This is a genomic window from Pseudonocardia sp. C8, assembly GCF_014267175.1.
Lineage (GTDB): Bacteria > Actinomycetota > Actinomycetes > Mycobacteriales > Pseudonocardiaceae > Pseudonocardia.
In genome coordinates this window covers 2,986,212-3,006,920 of the sequence record NZ_JACMTR010000002.1, presented here as the reverse complement: position 1 = coordinate 3,006,920, position 20,709 = coordinate 2,986,212, and the positions used below count along the sequence as shown (strand labels likewise).

Genomic DNA, 20,709 nt, shown 5'->3' with positions numbered 1-20,709 from the left:
TTTCACGATGCGAAACTCGAAGGGGAGTCCCGCATGGCAGACAGCCAGGTAGTCGAAGCCTCGCCGCCGCGGCGGCGCTGGCGTCCGTCCCTGTTCGTCCAGGTGCTCATCGGTATCGGGCTGGGCATCTTGACCGGGCTCCTCTTCCCGGACTTCGGAAAGCTGCTCTCGCCGCTGGGCGAGGGGTTCATCAAGCTGATCAAGATGGTCGTCGCGCCGCTGATCTTCCTGGTGATCGTCACCGGCATCGCCAAGGTCGGCAGCATGAAGGCGCTCGGCGTGATCGGGGTCAAGGCGCTGGCCTGGTTCACCGTCGCGACGATGTCCGCGCTGGTGCTCGGGCTGGTCGTGGCCAACGTCGTGCAGCCGGGCAGCGGGCTGAACGTCGACCCGGCGACGCTGAACACCAGCGCGCTGGAGGAGAAGACGAAGGGCGGGCAGCTGCCCGGCGCCGTCCCCTTCATCATGGACATCATCCCGACCAGCGTGTTCAGCGCGTTCGCGGAGAACAGCCTGCTCCAGGTGCTGCTGTTCGCGATCCTGTTCGGCGTCGCACTGGCCGCCCTCCACAGCAGCGCCCCGCCGGTGCTGATGGAGGTCATCGACCAGACGCTGCACGTGATCTTCAAGATCGTCGGCTACGTGATGTACCTGGCGCCGATCGGTGCCTTCGGTGCCATGGCGGCGACCGTCGGCAACTACGGGGCCGGATCGCTCGCGTCGTTCGGCATGCTCGTCCTCGCCGCCTACGGGGCGGCGGTCGTGTTCATCGTGATCCTCGCGGTGGTCGTCCGGCTGATCACCGGCGTGAGCGCCTGGAAGTTCGTGCGCTACTGCCGCGACGAGTTCATGCTCGCGCTGGGCACCGGCTCGTCCGAGGCCGTCATGCCGCGGATCATCACGAAGCTGAACCGGGCCGGCTGCGACCGCGCCGTCGTCGGTCTGGTGGTGCCCACCGGGTACTCGTTCAACCTCGACGGGGCCGCGATCTACCTGTCGCTGGCGATGCTGTTCCTGGCCCAGGCCGTCGGCGTGGACCTCAGCCTCGGCCAGCAGATCGTGATCCTCGGGATCCTGATGCTCAGCTCCAAGGGCATGGCCGGGGTCCCCGGCTCGGCGTTCGTCGCGCTGTCGGCGACGGCCGCGGCCGTCAACGCCTTCCCGGTCGCCGCGGTGGCGCTGCTGCTGGGCGCCGACCGGCTGATGGACTCGATGCGGGTCTTCACCAACCTGCTCGGCAACTGCATGGCGACCTTCGTGGTCGCGCGGTGGGAGGGTCTGCTCGACCGCGACCAGATGAAGGCGGCCCTCGACGGCCGGCTGTCCGAGGAGGAGCTGGCCGACGTCGACGAGGTCATCCCGGAAGGCGTCGACGTGGGCTCCACCCCGGTCACGGGCGCCACCCCAGCGAAGACGGAGGGCGAGCATGCCTGAGCAGCCGGCACCGACGGTCGCGATCCTGGGTACCTGGGGGTACCAGGGGCTGCTGACCGATCCCGAGAAGCTGAGCGTCACGACGCCCTACGGCCCGCCGTCCGACGACATCCTCGTCGGCGAGGCCCACGGCCGGCGGGTCGCCTACCTGACGCGGACCGGCCCGGACCGGAACATCCCGCCGCACGAGATCAACGCCCGGGCCAACATCTGGGCGCTGCACAGCATCGGCGTCCGGGCCATCCTCGCGCCGACCCCGTCCGGGTCGCTGCGGCCGGCGCTCGGAGTCGGCTCGGTGGTCGTCCCGGACCAGCTCATCGACCGGACCAGCCGCACCGACGACACCTTCCACGACGAGGACGACGTGCACGTCGCGTTCGCCGAGCCGTTCAGCGCGGCCGGCCGCCGCCAGGTCGTCGCCACCCTGCGGAAGAGCGGCTGGGTCGTCAACGACGGCGGGACGATGGTGGCCGTCCGGGGCCCCCGGTTCTCCACCCGGGCGGAGTCGCGCTGGTACGCGGCCCAGGGATGGGACCTGGTCAGCATGACGCCGTACCCGGAGGCCGTGCTCGCCCGCGAGCTCGGCATCGCCTACACCTCGGTGGCGCTGGTGACCGACCACGACGTCATCCCCGACACCCCGTGGCCGGTCACCCAGGAGCAGGTCACCGAGCAGCTCTCGGCGAACACGCGCCGGCTGCGGGAGGCCCTGCTGCACGTGGCCGTGCAGCTGTCGGGGCCCGCGGGCTGACCGCTCCCGGGGCCGGCCCGCACCCACCCGCGCCGGTCGCGTACTCATGGACCTTTGGTCCCGCGCCACGGGACCAAAGGTCCATGAGTGGACGCAGGAGGGGCGGATCACACCTCGAACAGCTCCAGGAGCTTCCCGACACCGGGCCCGTCATCCGCGTGCCTGAGCGCAGCGATCGTCTCGGCCGGGGTGGGGAAGGGGCGCCCGGGCACGACCCGTGCGGCGATCCCCGCAGGGACATCCAGGTTTCGCAGCACCGCAGCCGCGTGGTCCTCGGGGAGGGAGTTGAACCAGCGATGAGCGAGGTGCGATCGCCCCGTCCCATCCGGTCGCCCCCAGAGGCGTAGCCGTGAAACCCCGCCGTCCGGGTAGATGTTCAGTCGCACGTGGGTGACCGCGGGAGCCGGCAGTGCGCTGAACCAGTGGGGCGTGTCGTGCCGGCCTTCCGTACGGGCGAGCAGGGAGAACCAGGCGTCCGGATCGCGAAGATCGGAGGCCGTGGCATCACAACCCTCGAGCGAGAACGACTCGGGCGAGTTCCCCGTGTAGTACGTGGTGTCGTAGTCGATGATGCCGACGACTCCCTTGGCCGCCAGTTCGATGACCAGGTGGTCGTGGCCGCCGCTCCGTCGCCTGTTGGACTCCCATCCCTTCTCCTTGCGCAGCTGCGGCGTCGGTGCGTTGATGTTCGTCGGGTTGCCGAAGAACTCGTCGCTGCACGCGACGACCCGGCCTCCGTTGGCCTGCGCCGCCAGGTCGAAGGTCATTCCGTGTAGCCGTCTGGGGTCCGGCACGACGTCACCGAGGACCCTGAGGCGTGCGACACCGCCGTCGGGGTGGATGCTGAGCCGCACGTGGGTCATCCTGAGCGCCGAATCGACCGGGAGACGGTTCACGTCGTCCGCGAGCAGCGGTACCTGCTTCACGAGCGGCACCCACCGGACCTCGTCGTCCGCAAGAACGGACTCGGCCGACGGAAACCCTTCGACCGCGCAGGCCTCGATCGTGCAGCTCGGCGGGTTCTGACCCCGGAAGTGCCGGGTGTCCACGACGATCTCCCGCACGATCCCGGCGGCACCGAGGCGAACCAGGGCCCAGTCATCACCCGGCCCGCGTCGACGGCGGGTTTCCCACCCGTCATACAGGTCGCCGGTCAGGCCGGTGTGCGCGGCATGCGAGACCGGGTCGGAGGGATCGAGCAGCCTTTCCTTCTTGCCGAAATGCTCGTCGTTCGCTGCCATCACCCCACCGCCGAGGCGGCGGGATGCAAGATCAATTGGCCGTGGGAGGCGAGACACGTTTCTCCTGACGTGGTATCGACTGCGACCTGGACGGATCAGGGCGGTGTCAGTTCGAATCCGGTTCCGGGGCCGAGGGGGAGGTCGGCGTAGTAGAAGGCCGCCAGGACGGCGATCCAGCCGACCAGGTACACCGGCACGAAGACCGCCAGCCGGGTGATGAGGGTGCCGAACTTCAGCCCTGGCTCGTACTCCCTTGCCACGCCGAGGAGCCAGAACAGGAACACGGACATCGGCGTGATGAGCGAGGTGGTCGAGTCACCGATCCGGTGAGCGGCCTGGATCGCCGCCGGCGACAGCCCGAGAAGCATGATGCTGGGCACCATGACGGGCCCGACGAGGCTCCACAGTCCGGACCCCGACGTGATCACCATGTTGAGGAGCGCAGAAACGACGACGAGGACCATCAGTGCGGCGAACCCCTCGATGTGCCACGCCCGCGCCGTCTCGGCGAGAGTCACGGCGAGGAAGGTGCCGAGGTTCGTCCACTGGATCAGGGCGAACACCTGACCGACCACGAAGAAGAGAACGACCAGTCCGGCCACGTTGCGCACCGACCGGGCCATCAGCGTCGGCAGGTTCTCGCGATCTCCGGGCGCTCGCGTCACGAAGCCGTAGACGGCGCCGCCGATCACGAAGGCGATGGCGATGAGGGGAACCAGTCCGCTCGTGAACGGTGACGGAACGAGACGGCCGCCGTCGCCTCGGAGCGGGCTGTCCGGGAGGAGCCAGAGGGTCAGTGCCACCGCGGAGTAGGTCGCGACGCCGGCGATCGCCATCAGCAGTCCGCGGCGCTCGACCGGCGTCACGCCCAGCGTGACCGTGGTCTCGTCGTCGTGGCCGGGCGGCCGTGTCGATGCGGGCAGCCGTGGCTCCAGGACATGCGCGATCAACCAACCACCCAGGACCGGGAGGATGATCCCCGCAGCCGCGGTGTAGAAGATGTTCATGGCGATGTGGATGGGCTCGTCGCCGCCGACGATCATGGCGGCCTCTTGCGTGATGCCGGCGTAGGTCGCGTCCAAGGTGCCGAGGACGAATCCGCCCGCATAGCCGGCCTGAAGGCAGGCGTAGGAGCCGATGAGTCCCGCCAGCGGATTGCGACCGCAGGCCTTGAACACCAGGGCTCCGAGTGGCGCGATGACGAAGTACGACGCGTCCGAGAGAACGTGACCCTGGGCCGCCGCGAAAGCCACGGCATACGGGATCGCCCATGCCGGAACCCGCACCATCATGGCGCGAACGGCGGCCTCGAGCAGGCCGGTGCCCTGCGCCACGCCGACCGCCATGACCATGACCAGGACGGTGCCGAGGGCCGGGAAGCCGATGAAGTTCTCGACCGCGGTGTCGAGAAGGTGAAGCGCCCCATCGACCGAGAGGAAGTTGCGAACGATGACTGCGTCGGCCTGGCCGGGAACGGTGACGGTTCGTCCGGCAAAGACGGTGGAGAGGACCGCCAGGAGGCAGAAGGCGTAGACGAAGAGCGTGAAGGGCTCGGGCACCCGGTTACCGACGCGCTCGAGCAGGCGGAAGAGGCTCCCGAGCGGTCCGCGTCCGTAGGACTCGGACCCTGCCGTGGGCCCGGAACCGGAACCCGCCGCCGGCGTCCGGCTCTCGGCGGTCATGGTCGGTGCGCCCCGCCGGCCACCCGTGACTGCCGCATGTACTCCCGCCATCCACCGTAGGCGGTGATGTCCGGGAAGCGTCCGGGAACCCGCTCGGTCTGCCGGAGCAGCATGGCGAGGCACGCCTGTGCGTCGTCGAGCAGGACGATCCCCAGTTCCAGCTCGGGGGACTCGGCGGGTAGGAGATCTCACGGAGCTGCCGGAGCGGGACGTCGTAGAGTTCCCCCCGGATCGGGAAGCCTCCGGTTTCCACGGGGCACAGCGCCGGAAAGCGGTCGCGGATGCAGAACAACCGGTACTCCGCAACGGTGCGGTATTCGCCCAGGAAAGGGCTCCCGGCAATCAGGTGATGCGCTGAACCACCTTTCATCGCGCCGCCGGTCAAGAACATTCGGGCCATGTCGTTCCTCCGTGTGTTCGTGTTCACACGCGGTCAACGTATGGTCCGGGATCGGCCAGATCAATCACTGGCGTGTATACATGGGACGGGCGGCGGACGACGATTGTCCACCGGTGTCGTCCGTCAAACCCGCAGCGCGCAGTCGACGGTGCGAAGCTCCGGGCGTGGATCCCGGTTCTCGATCCGGTCCACGAGCAGGGCGACGGCGTTGCCGGCGAGGGCGGCCGGGTTTCCGGTGAGTCGGGCCACCGGTCCGCTGCCCTCGTCGGTCGCGGTCTCCTCGGTGAAGCACCCGAGGGCGACGTCGGTGGGGACCCGGAGCCGGCACCGGCGTACCGCCGACCGCAGGACCTGGAGATGGAGATCCTCCAGGCCGAACACCGCGCCGGGCCGGTCCGGCGCGCGCAGCAGGGCGGTGACCTGCTCCGCCGCGTCCTCCTCGGTGCGGCCGACGCGGACCTCGCGGGGGAGGGCCCCGGCGCCCGCGCACCAGCGCCGGTACGCCTCGATGCAGGCGTGGGTGTAGCTGTCGTCGCCGTCCGCGGCCAGCAGCGCGGGGGCGTGACCGTTCCGGGTGCCGAGGTGGTCGCACATCAGCGTGACCGCCCGGTCGTGGTCGAAGTCGACCCAGAGGTGCTCGGGGGACGTCGCGTTGGCGCGGTCCGCGATCACGTGAACGCCCCGGCGACGGGCTTCGGTGATCACGGTGTCGTGGCGGAGCGGGTCGACCACGAACAGCCCGTCGAACGGGTAGGCCAGCAGCGTCTCGGGGCTGCCACCTGCGGGGAGCACCACCAGCGCGTACCCGCGATCGAGCGCGGCGTCGACGGCCGCGTCGACGACCGTCGAGAAGTACGGGTAGCGGGTGAACGTCCACCGGGTCGGCCCGTACTTCGTCACGACGAGCCCCAGCAGTCGGGACCGCCCGGCGCGCAGGCCCTGGGCGAGCGGGCTCGGCCGGTAGCCGAGCGAGTCCGCGATCTCCCGCACCCGCCGGCGGGTGGCCTCGCTGATCCGGCCCTTGCCGCTCAGGGAGTCCGACACCGTCGTGATCGACACCCCGGCCGCGGTGGCGACATCGCGAATTCCGGGTGCGGCGGACCGGCGGCGGGACACGGCGGAAGCATGCCACCGGCCCGGACTTCTTGTGAAGAAACGTTTCTGCTCCTAGCGTCCGCGTCCATCACGCGATCCCCTCCGGTCACCACGAGGAGCCCCGATGGGCAGGACATCGTCGTCCGCGAGTCGTTTCGAGCGCCGGGGGATCGACCTCGTGCCGGACACCGAGCGCTACGGCAGGCCCCGTGACCTGATGTTCCTCTGGGCGGGCACCACGATGACGGTGTTCACGGTGGTCTACGGTGCGTTCGTCGTCGCGCTCGGGCTGAGCCTCGGCCAGGCCGTCCTGGCGATCGTCGTCGGGAACCTGCTGGCCTACCCCCTGCTCGGGCTGGCCAGCGTGCAGGGGCCGGCCACGGGCACGACCACCCTGACGATCTCGCGGGCGTCCTACGGGCCGAAAGGGGCCCGCGTCCTCGGGGTGTTCGCGTGGCTGACGCTGGTCGGCTTCGAGGCCGGGGGCCTCATCCTGGTCGTGTTCGCTGCTCTCACCCTGCTCGAGCGGGCCGGCGTGGCAGCGACACCGGCGGTCCAGATCGTGGCGATCGTCGCCCTCGCCGGAGTGCAGCTGCTGCTGCCCCTGTTCGGGCACGCCGTGATGATGAAGGCGCAGAAGTACTTCAGTGCCGTCTTCGCGGTGGCGTTCGCCGTGATGGCCGCGCTCGTCGTCCCCCAGGTCGACTTCGGCGCGGCGAGCACCGCCGAGGGCGCGTCCCTGTCCATGTTCACCGTCGCCGTGGCCCTGGTCATGGCCTCGGGGGGCCTCTCCTGGGCGCCGTCCGGGTCGAACTTCTCCCGCTACCTCCCGACGACCGCGTCCCGGCCCGCGGTGGCCTGGTACGCCGCGCTCGGCGGGTTCGTCCCCTACGTGCTGCTCCAGATCCTGGGTGCGGTGACCGCGTCGATCACGCTCGACGCCTCCGACCCCATCTCCGGCCTGCCGGGAGTCCTGCCGGCCTGGTTCGTCGTCCCGTACCTCGTCCTGGCGATGGTGTCGCTGCTCGTGCAGAACAGCACGAACCTCTACTCCTCCGGACTGAACCTGCAGACGGCCGGCGTCCCGGTCTCCCGGATCGGGATGGTCGTCGCCGACACCGTCCTCTGCGCGGTCATCACCTACGTCGCCGTCGTCGGCGAGTCGTTCTACGACATGCTCAACGCGTTCCTGGGCCTGCTGGTCGTCTGGATGGCGCCGTGGGTGGCCGTCTACCTCACCGACTGGCGGTTGCGCCGCGGCCGCTACGCCCCGGCCGAGCTCGCCGACCGGCCCGGCGACCGCGGACGGGCCCGGTTCGGGACCCCGGGCCTGGTCGCGCAGGCACTCGGCATGCTCGTCGCGGCACTCTGGCTCCACTCGACGACCTACGTGGGTCCGCTGTCGACCTGGACCGGCGGCGCCGACCTCAGCATCCCGGCCGGGCTGCTCACCGCGTCGCTGACGTACTGGGCCCTCGCCCGGCGGGCCGCCTTCCGCAGCTCCGACCCCCGAGAAAGGGCCACCCTGTGATCGACCGTTCCCTGCTCGACGTCGCCTACGGGCGCACGGCCGCGGACACCGTGGTCACCGGCGGACGGCTCGTCAACGTCCTGACCGGGGAGATCTACCCGGCCGACGTGGCGATCTCCGGCGCGCGCATCGCGGCCGTCGGCGACGCCACCCGCCACCGCGGCCGGGACACCACGGTGATCCGGGCCGACGGGCGCTACCTCACCCCCGGGCTGATCGACGGGCACGTCCACGTCGAGTGCAGCAAGCTCTCGGTCACGATGTTCGCCGATCTGGTGTCGCGCTACGGCACGACGAGCGCGGTGTCCGGACTGGACCAGATCCTGGTCGTCGCCGGCCTCGAGGGGGTCCGCGAGTTCCTCGCCGAGTCGCGGAACACGGCGTTGCGGATCTTCTGGGGAGCGCCGGCGAAGGCGCCCTACACGGTGCCGGAGTCCACGGTCGGTCACCGGTTCGGCCCGGACGAGCACCGGGTCGCCCAGTCCTGGCCGGAGTGCGTGGGCCTGTGGGAGACCGTGCAGGAGTTCGTCGAGCACGGTGACGACGAGGTGTTCCGGGCGTTCGAGCTCGCCGACCGCAACCGGCTGCCGATCTTCGGGTGCGCGCCGATGGCCGACGCCCGCCGGGTGGCCGGGCTCGCCGCTGCCGGTATCCGGCTCGACCACGAGTCCTACTCCGCCGAGGAGACGCTCGAGAAGCTGCGCAACGGCATCCACGTGATCCTCCGCGAGTCCGCGGCCGCCCCGTTCCTGCACGAGAACATCCGGGTGCTGACCGAGTTCGGTGCCGCACCCGGTCGGGTGGCGTTCTGCACGGACGACGTGTCGGCCGGTGACCTGCTCGGCCGCGGGCACCTCGACCACCTCGTCCGGATGGCGGTCGACGCCGGGGTCGACCCGGTGACCGCCATCCAGATGGCGACGATCAACTGCGCGACCATGTACCGGATCGACCAGTCGGTCGGGGCGGTCGCGCCCGGCCGCTTCGCCGACATCCTCCTGGTCGACGACCTCGCCGACTTCCGTGCGCAGACCGTCCTCGCCGGCGGTGTCGTCGTCGCCCGGGACGGCCGGCCGGTGCGGCGCCCGGAACCCCCCGAGCGTTCCCCGCTCGTCCGCGAGACGATCGTGCTGCGGGAGATCGGTGGCGCCGATCTCGCACCGCGGGTGTCCCAGCCGACCGGGGAGGCCCACGTGCTGGCGATGGCGCTGAGCCCCGACGTCGCGTTCGTGCGCACCCGCAAGGACGCCGTGCTCCCGGTCCGCGACGGACGGATCCTGGCCGACGTGCACCGCGACGTCCTGTACGTCACCGTCGCCGAGCGGTACGGCAGGACCTCGCACCTGCCCGTCGCGTTCGTCCACGGCTTCGGCCTGACCGCCGGTGCGATCGCGACCTCCGCAGCGCCCGACGACAACAACATCGTCTGTGTCGGCGCGGACACCGAGGACATGGCCGCGGCGGTCGACGCGATCGCCCGCGCCGGGGGCGGGCAGGTCGTCGTCCGGGACGGCCAGGTGCTCGCGCTGCTGCCGCTGCCGATCGGCGGGATCGTGGCGGACCTGCCCCCCGAGACGATGGCGGAGCGGGAACAGGCGCTCGACAAGTGCGCCCGCGAGCTGGGCAGCGGTCTCCCGTCACCGTTCGGCCACCTGATGTTCCTGTCCATCACCGCCATCCCCGAGTACGCGATCACCGACCTCGGGCTGATCGACTGCACGACGTTCGAGCCCATCGACCCGATCATCGAGGTGCGGACATGACCGAGAACGCCACCGCGACCGACGCGTTCATCGAGACGCTGCCCAAGTGCGAGCTGCACCTGCACATCGAGGGCACGCTCGAACCGGAGCTCAAGTTCGCGCTCGCCGAGCGCAACCGGCTCCGGCTTCCCCACGGCACGGTCGAGGAGATGCGGGCCGCGTACCGCTTCGACGACCTCACGTCGTTCCTGGCGTCGTACTACGAAGGCATGCAGGTCCTGCGAACCGCGGCGGACTTCTACGACCTCACCCGGGCGTACCTGGAGAAGGCCGCCGGCCAGGGGGTCCGTTACGCGGAGATCTTCTTCGACCCTCAGGCGCACACGTCCCGCGGGGTCCCGTTCGACGTCGTCATCGGCGGCATCCGGCGGGCCCAGCTGGAGGCCGAGCGCACCCTGGGGCTCCCCACCGGGCTGATCATGTGCTTCCTGCGGGACTTCCAGGCCGAGTACGCGATGGCCACCCTCCTGGAGTCCCTGCCGTACCGGCAGTGGATCGTCGGCGTCGGCCTCGACTCCGACGAGCGCGGCCACCCGCCGGCCAAGTTCGCGCAGGTCTTCGACCGGGCGCGGCGGGAGGGCTACCTGATCACGGCCCACTGCGACGTCGACCAGCAGGACTCGGTCGAGCACATCCGGCAGTGCGTCGAGGACATCCGGGTGGACCGCATCGACCACGGCTCGAACGTCCTGGAGAGCCCGGAGCTGGTCGCCGAGGTCGTCCGCCGGGGACTGGGGCTCACCTGCTGCCCGATCTCGAACCGCTGGGTGAGCGACGGTACGAAGGCAGAGCTGATCAAACAGCTGCTCGATCTCGGGGTGAAGGTCACCGTCAACTCCGACGACCCCGCCTATTTCGGGGGCTACGTCGCCGAGAACCTGGTCGCGATGCGGGAGGCGGGCTTCTCCCCGGACGAGCTCATCACCTTGCAGCGCAACGCCATCGACATCTCCTGGGCACCCCCGGAGGTCAAGCGGGACTTCCGGGGCCGGCTGGACGCGCTGGTGGGGTCGCCGGCCGGGTGACGGCGAGGTGAGGACGGCCGGTTGCCGGGTACGTGGTCGTCGTGACACTCACCGACCGCACCCCGCAGGACCGCACCGAGCCCGGCGACCGCCCGATCCTCGACCCCCGCACCGGCGAGGTCGTCGGACGGCTGACCCCGGCGACGCCCGTCGAGTGCGCGGCGGCCGTCGCCGCGGCCCGGGCGGCGGCGCCCGGCTGGGCCCGCACCCCGGCCGCGGAGCGGGGCGCCGCCCTGCACGCCGCGGCCGCCGCGGTGCGGGAGGCCGCCGACGAGCTCGCCGAGATGACCGAGCGCGAGACCGGGAAGCCGCTCGCCGACGCGCGGGGCGGGGTCGAGGCCGGGATCGGCACGCTCGTGCAGTACGCCGAGCTCGGCCCGCTGCACCGCGGACGCACCCTGCAGGGGAGCTGGGACGCCACCGACCTGATGGTGCCCGAGCCCCGCGGCGTGGTGGCCGTGCTGACGCCGTGGAACGACCCGGTCGCGGTCGCGGCCGGTCTCCTCGGTGCGGCGCTGGCCACCGGCAACACCGTGGTGCACAAGCCCAGCGAGCGGTGCCCGGCCACCGGGCGGCGGTTCGCCGAGCTGGTCGCGGCGCACCTGCCACCGGACGTCCTGCGCGTCGTCGACGGCGACGGCACGGTCGGGGCCCGCCTCGCCGGGGCCGACGTCGACGTCGTCGCCCACGTGGGCGGCACCGCCACCGGCCGGGAGATCCGCCGGACCTGTGCCGCCACCGGTGCGCACGTGCTGCTCGAGAACGGCGGCAACGACCCGCTCGTCGTCGACGCCGGCGTCGACCCCGGCTGGGCGGCCGAGCAGGCCGCGCTGGGCGCCTTCGCCAACTCCGGGCAGATCTGCGTGTCCGTCGAGCGGGTCCACGTCCACGCGGATCTGGCGGGGCCGTTCCTCGACGCGCTGACCGTGCAGGCCCGCACCTGGGCGGACCGGATCGGGCCGATGGTCGACCGGGACCTGCGGGAGACCGTCCACCGGCAGGTCACCGACGCCGTGGCGGCCGGCGCAAGGCTGCGTGCCGGCGGCACGCTGCCCGGCGGACCCGGCGCGTACTACCCGCCGACCGTCCTGGAGGGCTGCACCCCGGAGCTGGCCGTGTTCGCCGAGGAGACCTTCGGCCCGGTCGCGCCGGTGCGGGTGGTCCCGGACTTCGCGACCGGGCTGGCCGAGGCCGCCGACGACCGGCACGGGCTGGCCGCGACCGTTCTGACCGCCGACATGGAGCACGCCCAGCAGGCGTGGCGGTCGCTGCCGGTCGGGTCGGTGAAGGTCAACTCGGTGTTCGGCGGCGCCCCCGGCGGGGCGGCGCAGCCGCGGCGGGCGAGCGGGCAGGGTTTCGGCTACGGGCCGGAGCTGCTCGACGAGATGACCACGGTGAAGGTCGTGCACCTGGGCCGGCCGGTGACATGAACCAGGACATGACCCAGGACGCGCACGACCCGGCCCTCGACGACCTCGCCGCGTCGGTCGCCCGGCGGGCGAGCGCCCGGGGGTGCACGGTCGCCGTCGCCGAGTCGCTGACCGGGGGCATGGTCGCGGCCGCGCTGGCCCGCGCCGAGGGCGCCTCGGAGTGGTTCCGCGGCGGGATCGTCGCCTACGCCAGCGAGGTCAAGTACGGCCTGCTCGACGTGCCCGACGGCCCGGTCGTGAGCCGGCCCGCGGCGCGGGCGATGGCCCGGCGGGCCCGCGAGCTGCTCGGCGCCGGGCTCGTCGTCGCGGTGACGGGCTCGGGCGGGCCGGACCCGCAGGACGGCGAGTCGCCGGGCACCGTGTTCGTCGCCGTCGCGGGGGAGCCCGGCGGGGACGACGTGTTCCGGCTCGACCTCGACGGCACGCCCGCGGAGATCTGCACCTCGGCGGCGGCCGAGGTGCTCCGGGTGCTCGCGACCCGGCTCGGGCCGAGCCCGTGACGGCCGGCCGGTGGGTTGTTTCGCGCGGCCGGCGGATGGGCATGCCGTCCGCATGGCGCACACATATCGCGTGACCGAGATCGTCGGCTCCTCCACCGAGGGCGTCGACGCGGCCATCCGCAGCGGCATCGCGGCCGCGTCGAGGACGCTGCGGCACCTCGACTGGGCGGAGGTGACCCAGATCCGCCTGCATCTCGACGAGGGCTCGGTCGAGCACTTCCAGGTCGGCATGAAGGTGGGCTTCCGGGTCGAAGAAGAAGAATGAGCGCGGGCCGCGCCGGGCGGGCACCATCGGGTAGGGACGCCGTACGGCGTCCCCTCCCGGAGGAGGCCCGCATGCCCCAGGACCCGTTCCGCGACGCGTTCGGCCCGCTGGAACCGCTGCTCGGGCGGCTGTTCGAGTCCCTGGGTGACCTCGACGAGCCGTTCGCCGACGCCGACCGGCGCCCGCCCGGCGCCCGCGGCACCCGCGGGCTGGACCGGTTCGGCCGCGACCTGACCGCGGACGCGGCCGCCGGCCGGCTGGACCCGGTGATCGGGCGGGACGCCGAGATCGACACCGCGCTCGAGGTGCTGGGCCGCCGCACCAAGAACAACCCGGTGCTGGTCGGGGACCCGGGCGTGGGCAAGACCGCGATCGCCGAGGGCATCGCCGGGCGGCTCGCCGCCGGTGACGTGCCCGCGGCGCTGCGCGGCGTGCGGATGATCGCGCTGGACCTGGCCGGGATGGTGGCGGGCACCAAGTACCGCGGCGAGTTCGAGGAGCGGCTCACCGCCGTCATCGACGAGGTGGTCGCCGCCGAGGGCCGGATCGTGGTGTTCGTCGACGAGCTGCACCTGGTCGTCGGCGCCGGCGGTGCGGCCGACGGCGGCGCGATGGACGCCGGGTCGATCCTCAAGCCGGCGCTGGCCCGCGGCACGCTGCGGCTGGTCGGGGCCACCACCACCGAGGACTACCGCCGCTACATCGAGCGCGACACCGCGCTGGAACGGCGGTTCGAACCGGTGGCGGTGCCCGAGCCGACCGAGGCCCGGACCGTCGAGATCCTGCGCGGCCTGCGCGACCGCTACGAGCGCCACCACGGCGTCCGGCTCACCGACGGCGCGCTGGACGCGGCGGTCGCGCTGTCGGCGCGCTACGTCCCGGACCGGTTCCTGCCGGACAAGGCGATCGACCTGGTCGACCGGGCCGCTGCCCGGGCCGGGCTGCGGTCCTCCGGCACGACCACCCACCGGATCGACGAGCTGCGCCGGGCCCGTGACGTCGCCGTCGACTCCGAGGACTTCGAGCGGGCCGCGATGCTCACCCGCGAGCTGGACCGGCTCGGGGCCATCACCGGCGCGGCGGACGCCCGACCGGTGATCACCGCCGACGACGTCGCCGAGATCGTCTCCCGGCGCACCGGCATCCCGCTCGCCCGGCTCGGCACCGACGAGCGCGACCGGCTGCTGCGCCTGGAGGAGCACCTGCACGCGCGGGTCGTCGGGCAGGACGAGGCGGTGGAGGCCGTCGCGGACGCCGTCCGGGCCGGCCGGGCCGGGCTGGGGCACCCGGACCGACCGGTCGGCTCGTTCCTGTTCCTCGGGCCCAGCGGGGTCGGCAAGACCGAGCTGGCCCGGGCGCTGGCCGAGACCCTGTTCGGCTCCCCGGACCGGATCGTCCGCCTCGACATGAGCGAGTACGCCGACCGCGCGTCGGTGACCCGGCTGATCGGTGCCCCACCCGGCTACATCGGGCACGACGACGGCGGGCGGCTCACCGAGGCCGTGCGGCGCACCCCGTACTGCGTGCTGCTGCTCGACGAGATCGAGAAGGCGCACGTCGAGGTCACCTCGACGCTGCTCGGGGTGCTGGACGCGGGCCGGCTGACCGACGCGCGCGGCCGCACCGTCGACTTCCGGCACACCATCGTGATCATGACCAGCAACCTGGGGTCGGACCGGGTGCTGGCCGCCGCGGCGGCGGGTACCCCGCTCGACGACGTCCGGGAGCCGCTGCTGGCCCTGGCGCGCATGCACTTCCGGCCCGAGTTCCTCAACCGGATCGACGAGGTCGTGCTGTTCGCGCCGCTCGCCGCGGACCAGCTGCGCCGCATCACCGCGATGATGCTGGCCGAGACCGGCACGCGACTGCGGGCGCAGGGCATCACGCTGCGCGCCGACGACGACGCCGTCGACCTGCTCGCCCGGCGCGGGCACCGCCCCGAGCACGGGGCCCGGCCGCTGCGCCGCACGATCGGTCGCGAGGTGGGGCGCCGGCTGTCCCGCTCGCTGCTGGCGGGGGAGCTACGGGCCGGGGACACGGTGCGGCTCACCGTCGCCGGGGAGGAGCTGCGGATCCGGCCGGAGCGGTAGCGGGGAACCGTCCTGCCCTTGCCGGGTCCCGAACGCGGCGAGATCCTGGCAGCACGGGCGCATGGCAGCGCCGGGATCCGGGAACCATCCGACTCGACACACCGTCAGCAGACGCCGGACGACGGAAGGGGTGCAGGACGAATGCAGGCAACCGTGGGTGATCACATCGTCGTCGAGTCGGCGACCCTCGGCAAGCCCGCCCGGCTCGGCGAGGTCGTCGCCGTCCTGGGCGACGGGGGAGGCCCGCCGTACCGCGTGCGGTGGGACGACGGCACCGAGTCGCTCTACTGCCCGGGGCCGGACGCCCATCTCAACGCCGCGGCCGAGGAGAGCAGCGGGGCCTGAGGCGGCTCACGTGCTGCGCCGGGAGGGTGGCCCGGCCTACGAGGACGCTGAGCCGTCCTCCCGGCGCAGCCGGCGCACCGGTCCGATCACCCACAGCCCCGCCAGCACGACCACGAAGCCGGCCACGCCGGCGAGGGCGCCGGGCGTGCCGACGGCCAGGTCGAGCACCAGGCCCAGCCCGGACACCAGGGTGACGGCCAGGCTGCCCAACCCGCACTGGGTGAGCCGGTGCGCCCAGTGCACCAGCGCGGGCTTGCGGCCGAGTCGGAACACCGCGCGGTGCGCCGCCACCGGCGCGACCAGCAGCGCGGACGTCAGCGCGGCCGCGAGGAGCGTGCTGACGAACAACCCGCGCTGCAGCGGGGTCAGCTGGGCGAACTGCTCGGTGAACGACGCCGTGAGCAGGAAACCGAACAGGATCTGCACGCCGGTGAGCACGACCCGCAGCTCCTGCAGGATCTCGATGAAGTTCCGGTCGGCGCGGCACAGCGGGCCCTCGTCGCGGTGCTGCTCGTTCCAGTGGTCACTGCCGATGACGGGCTCGGTGACGGTCATGGTCGCTCCTCGGCATCGGGGGCCGGCCCGGCTGCGGGTCAGAACACCTCGGCCGACACCGGCTCCCCGTCCAGCCCGACCACGTCCAGGGCGCTCACGATGAGGTGCACCAGCTGGTCGTGACCGAGCTCGTCGGCTCGGGTGTGACGCTCGTACCCGTGGTCCCCGGGACCGAAACCGAGCCGCTGCAGGCCGCGGACCTGCTCGTCGCTCAGGCCGTCCGGGTCCGGTTCCGACCGGCGCCACATCCGGCGGAGCAGGCCGCCCCGGCAGCGGGCCGGGTCCGGTACGTCGATCAGGTACCCGTCGGAGCCGAAACAGATCCACTGCACGACGCCCCGTGCGCCGCTGTCCGCGCCGAGCACGGCGGTGCCCCCGTCGCGCGTGTCGTGCAGTGCCCTGGCGACCACCCGTCGGACGTCGTCCACCACGTTCCCCCCCGGTCTGCGGTGGTACGACCGTACCGGTCCGGAGGGTTCCTCGCATACCTCGCCACGGAGCCGGGTACCGGATGGAGAGACCGTCCGGAGACCGAGGAGGTGCTCTCGTGCCGCAGCAGGCGTGGAGCGACAAGCGGGAACGACAGTACGAGCACATCAAGGAGCAGACCGAGGAGCGGGGAAGCTCCGAGAAGCGCGCGAAGGAGATCGCGGCGCGGACGGTGAACAAGGAGCGCGCCCAGGAGGGCGAGTCGCGGCAGGCGAGCAAGGCGTCCACGAAGGACGTCTCGCCCGGCCACCGCGGCGGCAAGCGCTCCGGTCGCCGGGAGGGGCCCAAGGGCGAGACCAAGCAGCAGCTCTACGACGACGCGAAGCGCGCCGGCATCCAGGGCCGCTCCTCGATGAACAAGGACGAGCTCCGGAGGGCCCTCGGGTACTCACGGTCCTGACCCGCCGCCGGGCGACCCGGCCGGCCGGAGGAGCCCCCGGCGCCGCAGCTCGGGCAGCAGGCCCTCGCCGACCCGGTAGGCCTCCTCGAGGTGCGGGTATCCGGAGAGGACGAACTCCTCGATCCCGAGCGCGTGGTACTCGGCGATGCGGTCGGCGACCTCCGCGTGCGATCCGACGAGCGCGGTGCCCGCGCCGCCGCGGACCAGGCCGATCCCGGCCCACAGGTTCGGTGCGACGACGAGGTCGTCGCGCGAGCCGCCGTGCAGATCCAGCATCCGCCGCTGCCCGACCGACTGGCTGGAGCGCAGCACGGACTGGGCCCGCTCGATCTCGGCCGGGTCGAGGGCGTCGAGCAGCCGCTGCGCCTGGGCCCACGCCTCGTCCGCGGTGTCCCGGGTGATGACGTGCAGCCGGATGCCGAACCGTGGGCTGCGCCCGAGGTCCTCGGCGAGCTTGCGCACCCGGCCGACCTTCTCGGCGACCGCGTCGGGCGGTTCGCCCCAGGTCAGGTAGACGTCGGCGTGCCGGGCCGCGACCGGGAGCGCCGCGTCCGAGGAACCGCCGAAGTAGATCGGGGGTTCCGGGTCGGGTGCGGCGAGGGTGGTCGCGCCCCGCACATCGTAGTGCGCTCCGGCGAAGTCGAACGGCGCCCCGGACCAGGCTCCGCGCAGCACCGCGAGGAACTCGTCGGTGCGGGCGTAGCGCGCGTCGTGGTCGAGGTGGTCGCCGAACCGCTCCTGCTCCACGGCGTCCCCGCCGGTCACGATGTTGAGCAGCAGCCGCCCGCCGGAGATCCGCTGGTAGGTGGCTGCCATCTGGGCCGCGAGGGTGGGGGAGAGCACCCCGGGCCGGAACGCCACGAGGTAGCGCAGCGTGCGGGTCTCGCGCAGCAGTGCCGCCGTCGTCAGCCACGAGTCCTCGCAGAACGTGCCGGTCGGCGTCAGCACGCCGTGGAAGCCCTGCGCCTCGGCGGCGCGGGCGATCTGGGCGAGGTAGCCGATGTCCGCCGCGCGGGTGGTCTCGCCGGCCTCGCCGCGGTCGGCGTGCCGGCGCGCGACGACGGTGCGGCCGTCGCCGGAGGTCGGCAGGAACCAGTGCGGGACGATGCTGCTCACGGGGTGTCTCCTCGGGAGGTCGGGGTGCCCGGGACGCCGTTCCGGGCGGCGTGCAGGGTGGTCGGCTCGAAGCGGCGGTCGACGAACGCGGCGAAGTCCGCCCGGCCGGGGATGACCCCGGCCTCGGAGAACGCGTCGGCGAGCGCCTGCTGGGAGGCGACGACCCGGTCGTCGAGCGGGACCGGCAGGTCGGGGCCCCGGCCGACCGCCCGGCGGGTGACCGCGATCGGCAGGCCGGTCTCCTGGCTCCACACCGCCGCGCGCTGCTCGCGGTGGGTGTTCGAGTAGGCCTGCGCGGCCGCGACCCGGGCCAGCAGGTCGGCGACGGCGGCGCTCCGGGCCGGGTCGGCGAGCGCGGCGTTCGAGGCGACCTGGAAGCCGAGGCCGTTCGCGGTGCCCTCGCCGTCGGCGAGGACGCGGCCACCCCCGAGCTCGGCCTGGCTGGTGTAGGGGTCCCAGGTGGACCAGGCGTCGACCTCCCCCTGCTTCCAGGCGGCGAACGCGTCGGCCGGGGCCAGGAAGGTGAGCTCGACGTCGTCCAGCGAGAGCCCGGCGCGGCGCAGCGTGTAGAGGAGCTGGCCGTGCGCGGAGCTGCCCTTCGCCACGGCGATCCGCCTGCCGCGCAGCTCCTGGACGGTGCGCAGCGGCGAGTCGCGGCGGACGACGATCGCGTCGCCGCTGACGTCACCGCGGTTCGCCGAGACGATCTGCACCCGGGCCCTCGCGGCGGCCGCGAAGATCGCGGGGGTGTTCCCGGTGCCGCCGACGTCGATCGCTCCCGCGCGGGCGGCCTCGATCAGCGGCGGGCCGGAGGTGAAGGTCCGCCACTGCACCGTGTAGGGCAGGTCGTCGAGCAGCCCCGCGGCGCGCAGCAGCGACTGCGACCCGCCCTTCTGGTCGCCGACGACCAGCGTCACACCGGCCATCACGGCCTCCTCGACCGGCGGCTGGACGGGTGGGCGCTCGACCGGCACTGCCGAGCACCCGGCGAGCGCGAGCAGCGTGACGACGGCGGCGACCAGCCGCGGCACGACCCAGTCAGGCCGCATCGTCGGCCACCCCCAGCTCGTCCAGCACGGTGCGGCGCAGCGCGGCGAGCCGGTCCGGGTCCCGCGGGCGGCCACCGGGCCGGTGCTCGGCGGTGATCCGGCCCTCGGCGAGCACCAGGACCCGGTCGGCGAGCAGCAGCGCCTCGTCGACGTCGTGGGTCACCAGCAGCACGCCGGGGCGGTGCCGGGTCCACAGGTCCAGCACCAGCCGGTGCATGGTGATCCGGGTGAGCGCGTCGAGCGCGCCGAACGGCTCGTCGAGCAGGAGCAGGTCCGGCTCCCGCACCAGGGCCCTGGCCAGCGACGCGCGCTGTGCCTCACCGCCGGAGAGGGTCAGCGGCCACGCGGCGGCCCGCCCGGTGAGCCCGACCTCGGCGAGCGCGGCGTCGGCGACCCGGGCCGGGGTGTCCCCGGCGAGATCGCGGTGCAGGCCGAGCGCGACGTTGTCGCGCACCGAGCGCCACGGCAGCAGCCGCGGTTCCTGGAACGCGACGGCGACCGAGCCGGGCACCTCGACCCGGCCCGACACCTCGGCGTCGGAGGTGCCGTCGAGCCCGGCGAGCAGGCGCAGCAGCGTCGACTTCCCGGAGCCGGAGCGGCCGAGCAGCGCGACGAACTCGCCGTCGCCGAGGGTGAGGTCGAGCCCGTCGAGGACGCGGCGGCCGTCGAAGGAGCGGGTCAGGTCGCGGATGCGCGCGGTCACCGGTCGCCTCCCGCCGGGCCGGCCGGGCGCCAGGCCAGCACGGTCCGCTCGAGCCGGCGGACCAGCGCGTCGGTGCCGAGCCCGAGCAGGGCGTAGACCGCGAGCCCGACGACGATCACGTCGGTGCGCAGGAACTCCCGGGCGTTCATGATCATGTATCCGAGGCCGGCGTCCGCCGCGGTCGTCTCGGCGACCACGATGGACAGCCAGGCGACGCCGAGCGCGAGGCGCAACCCGGTGAGCGTCGAGGGCATCGCGCCCGGCAGCACGACGTGCCGCAGCCGCTCGGCGCGGGTGAACCCGGACACCGACGCGGCCTCGAGGAGCTTCGGGTCCACGCCGCGGACACCGGCGTGCACGTTGAGGTACATCGGGAACAGCACGCCGAGCGCGACCAGCAGCACCTTCGGCAGCTCGCCGACGCCGAACCACAGGATGAACAGCGGCACGAGCGCCAGGTGCGGCAAGGTGCGCAGCATCTGCACCGGCGGGTCGATCAGGTGCCCGCCCCACCGGGACAGCCCGGACGCCAGCCCGAGCGCGACACCGGTGGTGAGGCCGAGCAGGACGCCGGCCGCGACCCGGCCGAGCGAGACGAGCAGGCCTGCCGGCAGCTCACCGGTCCGCGTGAGGTCGACGGCGGCGGTCACCACCCGCAGCGGCGAGGCGAGCTCGTCCTCGGCGAGCAGTCCGGTGGTCGAGGCGAGCTGCCACAGCAGCAGCAGCGCGACCGGAGAGATCCAGCGGCGCAGGTCGGGGCGGCGGCGGGCACGGGCCGGCTCCGGCCGTGCGGCGGCCGGGCCGTGGGTGCCCGCCGGGCGGGTCAGGGTGGTCGAGGACACGGG

At 72.9% G+C, this 20,709-nt stretch carries 21 protein-coding genes; 11 read left to right on the top strand and 10 right to left on the bottom strand.

Features of this window, described 5'->3' with window-relative positions; all coding sequences use genetic code 11:
• Positions 1 to 33 precede the first annotated feature (33 nt).
• Together H7X46_RS14555 and H7X46_RS14550 are read left to right on the top strand one after the other, a co-directional pair.
• Complete coding sequence (locus H7X46_RS14555) at positions 34 to 1,434, top strand: cation:dicarboxylate symporter family transporter (RefSeq protein WP_186359914.1); 1,401 nt, start codon at positions 34 to 36, stop codon at positions 1,432 to 1,434.
• Positions 1,427 to 2,185 (top strand): MTAP family purine nucleoside phosphorylase, encoded by a 759-nt coding sequence (locus H7X46_RS14550; protein ID WP_186359913.1) that lies wholly within the window; start codon positions 1,427 to 1,429, stop codon positions 2,183 to 2,185. The genes H7X46_RS14555 and H7X46_RS14550 overlap by 8 nt, the downstream gene beginning before the upstream one ends.
• A 107-nt stretch (positions 2,186 to 2,292) precedes the next feature.
• Here the strand turns inward: H7X46_RS14550 and alc are convergent, their stop codons facing one another.
• The 4 genes from alc to H7X46_RS30700 form a co-directional block, all read right to left on the bottom strand.
• On the bottom strand, positions 2,293 to 3,483 hold the full coding sequence (gene alc / locus H7X46_RS14545; RefSeq protein ID WP_370588772.1) for an allantoicase: 1,191 nt from the start codon (positions 3,481 to 3,483) through the stop codon (positions 2,293 to 2,295).
• 38 nt (positions 3,484 to 3,521) lie between these two features.
• Positions 3,522 to 5,108 (bottom strand): AbgT family transporter, encoded by a 1,587-nt coding sequence (locus H7X46_RS14540; protein WP_186359911.1) that lies wholly within the window; start codon positions 5,106 to 5,108, stop codon positions 3,522 to 3,524.
• Complete coding sequence (locus H7X46_RS30705) at positions 4,990 to 5,478, bottom strand: gamma-glutamylcyclotransferase (RefSeq protein ID WP_370589073.1); 489 nt, start codon at positions 5,476 to 5,478, stop codon at positions 4,990 to 4,992. The genes H7X46_RS14540 and H7X46_RS30705 overlap by 119 nt, the downstream gene beginning before the upstream one ends.
• Before the next feature lie 153 nt (positions 5,479 to 5,631).
• Positions 5,632 to 6,624: a LacI family DNA-binding transcriptional regulator gene (locus H7X46_RS30700; RefSeq protein WP_186359910.1), complete on the bottom strand. Its 993-nt coding sequence runs from the start codon at positions 6,622 to 6,624 to the stop codon at positions 5,632 to 5,634.
• A 103-nt stretch (positions 6,625 to 6,727) separates the two neighbouring features.
• On the opposite strand from H7X46_RS30700, the gene H7X46_RS14530 reads away from it, so the two are divergent.
• The 8 genes from H7X46_RS14530 to H7X46_RS14495 all read left to right on the top strand — a co-directional run bounded on the left by H7X46_RS14530 (position 6,728) and on the right by H7X46_RS14495 (position 15,552).
• Positions 6,728 to 8,134, top strand: coding sequence for a cytosine permease (locus tag H7X46_RS14530; protein WP_186359909.1), 1,407 nt, complete (start codon positions 6,728 to 6,730; stop codon positions 8,132 to 8,134).
• Positions 8,131 to 9,897 carry an adenine deaminase C-terminal domain-containing protein gene (locus H7X46_RS14525; protein WP_186359908.1) on the top strand — a complete coding sequence of 589 codons (1,767 nt, stop codon included), beginning with the start codon at positions 8,131 to 8,133 and terminating at the stop codon, positions 9,895 to 9,897. The genes H7X46_RS14530 and H7X46_RS14525 overlap by 4 nt, the downstream gene beginning before the upstream one ends.
• Entirely contained in the window at positions 9,894 to 10,922 is a 1,029-nt protein-coding gene (gene add, locus H7X46_RS14520) for an adenosine deaminase (RefSeq protein WP_186359907.1), read from the top strand. The genes H7X46_RS14525 and add overlap by 4 nt, the downstream gene beginning before the upstream one ends.
• Before the next feature lie 41 nt (positions 10,923 to 10,963).
• Positions 10,964 to 12,352 (top strand): aldehyde dehydrogenase, encoded by a 1,389-nt coding sequence (locus H7X46_RS14515; RefSeq protein WP_370588771.1) that lies wholly within the window; start codon positions 10,964 to 10,966, stop codon positions 12,350 to 12,352.
• A complete protein-coding gene (locus H7X46_RS14510) occupies positions 12,349 to 12,852 on the top strand; it encodes a CinA family protein (RefSeq protein ID WP_255426140.1) in 504 nt (167 codons plus the stop codon). Before H7X46_RS14515 ends, H7X46_RS14510 begins: the two co-directional genes overlap by 4 nt.
• Before the next feature lie 52 nt (positions 12,853 to 12,904).
• Positions 12,905 to 13,117: a dodecin gene (locus tag H7X46_RS14505; RefSeq protein ID WP_186359906.1), complete on the top strand. Its 213-nt coding sequence runs from the start codon at positions 12,905 to 12,907 to the stop codon at positions 13,115 to 13,117.
• A 71-nt stretch (positions 13,118 to 13,188) separates the two neighbouring features.
• Entirely contained in the window at positions 13,189 to 15,207 is a 2,019-nt protein-coding gene (locus tag H7X46_RS14500) for an ATP-dependent Clp protease ATP-binding subunit (protein WP_255426139.1), read from the top strand.
• 141 nt (positions 15,208 to 15,348) lie between these two features.
• Complete coding sequence (locus tag H7X46_RS14495; RefSeq protein WP_186359904.1) at positions 15,349 to 15,552, top strand: DUF1918 domain-containing protein; 204 nt, start codon at positions 15,349 to 15,351, stop codon at positions 15,550 to 15,552.
• A 36-nt stretch (positions 15,553 to 15,588) separates the two neighbouring features.
• Here H7X46_RS14495 and H7X46_RS14490 read toward each other — a convergent pair whose 3' ends face one another.
• Both H7X46_RS14490 and H7X46_RS14485 read right to left on the bottom strand, forming a co-directional pair.
• On the bottom strand, positions 15,589 to 16,107 hold the full coding sequence (locus H7X46_RS14490) for a DUF6328 family protein (RefSeq protein WP_186359903.1): 519 nt from the start codon (positions 16,105 to 16,107) through the stop codon (positions 15,589 to 15,591).
• Between the two features lie 38 nt (positions 16,108 to 16,145).
• Positions 16,146 to 16,535 (bottom strand): hypothetical protein, encoded by a 390-nt coding sequence (locus tag H7X46_RS14485; RefSeq protein WP_186359902.1) that lies wholly within the window; start codon positions 16,533 to 16,535, stop codon positions 16,146 to 16,148.
• A gap of 119 nt (positions 16,536 to 16,654) precedes the next feature.
• On the opposite strand from H7X46_RS14485, the gene H7X46_RS14480 reads away from it, so the two are divergent.
• Positions 16,655 to 16,996 (top strand): plasmid stabilization protein, encoded by a 342-nt coding sequence (locus H7X46_RS14480; protein ID WP_186359901.1) that lies wholly within the window; start codon positions 16,655 to 16,657, stop codon positions 16,994 to 16,996.
• Here H7X46_RS14480 and H7X46_RS14475 read toward each other — a convergent pair.
• The 4 genes from H7X46_RS14475 to H7X46_RS14460 are packed head-to-tail and all read right to left on the bottom strand — an operon-like array spanning position 16,985 to position 20,706.
• The gene (locus tag H7X46_RS14475) at positions 16,985 to 18,112 is read right to left on the bottom strand and encodes an LLM class flavin-dependent oxidoreductase (RefSeq protein WP_186359900.1); all 1,128 of its coding nucleotides are present in this window, start codon (positions 18,110 to 18,112) and stop codon (positions 16,985 to 16,987) included. The two genes, H7X46_RS14480 and H7X46_RS14475, sit on opposite strands and share 12 nt — an antisense overlap.
• A complete protein-coding gene (locus H7X46_RS14470; RefSeq protein WP_186359899.1) occupies positions 18,109 to 19,161 on the bottom strand; it encodes an ABC transporter substrate-binding protein in 1,053 nt (350 codons plus the stop codon). Before H7X46_RS14470 ends, H7X46_RS14475 begins: the two co-directional genes overlap by 4 nt.
• Positions 19,151 to 19,864, bottom strand: a complete 714-nt coding sequence (locus tag H7X46_RS14465) for an ABC transporter ATP-binding protein (RefSeq protein ID WP_186359898.1) — start codon at positions 19,862 to 19,864, stop codon at positions 19,151 to 19,153. Before H7X46_RS14465 ends, H7X46_RS14470 begins: the two co-directional genes overlap by 11 nt.
• A complete protein-coding gene (locus tag H7X46_RS14460) occupies positions 19,861 to 20,706 on the bottom strand; it encodes an ABC transporter permease (protein ID WP_186359897.1) in 846 nt (281 codons plus the stop codon). The genes H7X46_RS14465 and H7X46_RS14460 overlap by 4 nt, the downstream gene beginning before the upstream one ends.
• Positions 20,707 to 20,709: the final 3 nt, after the last annotated feature.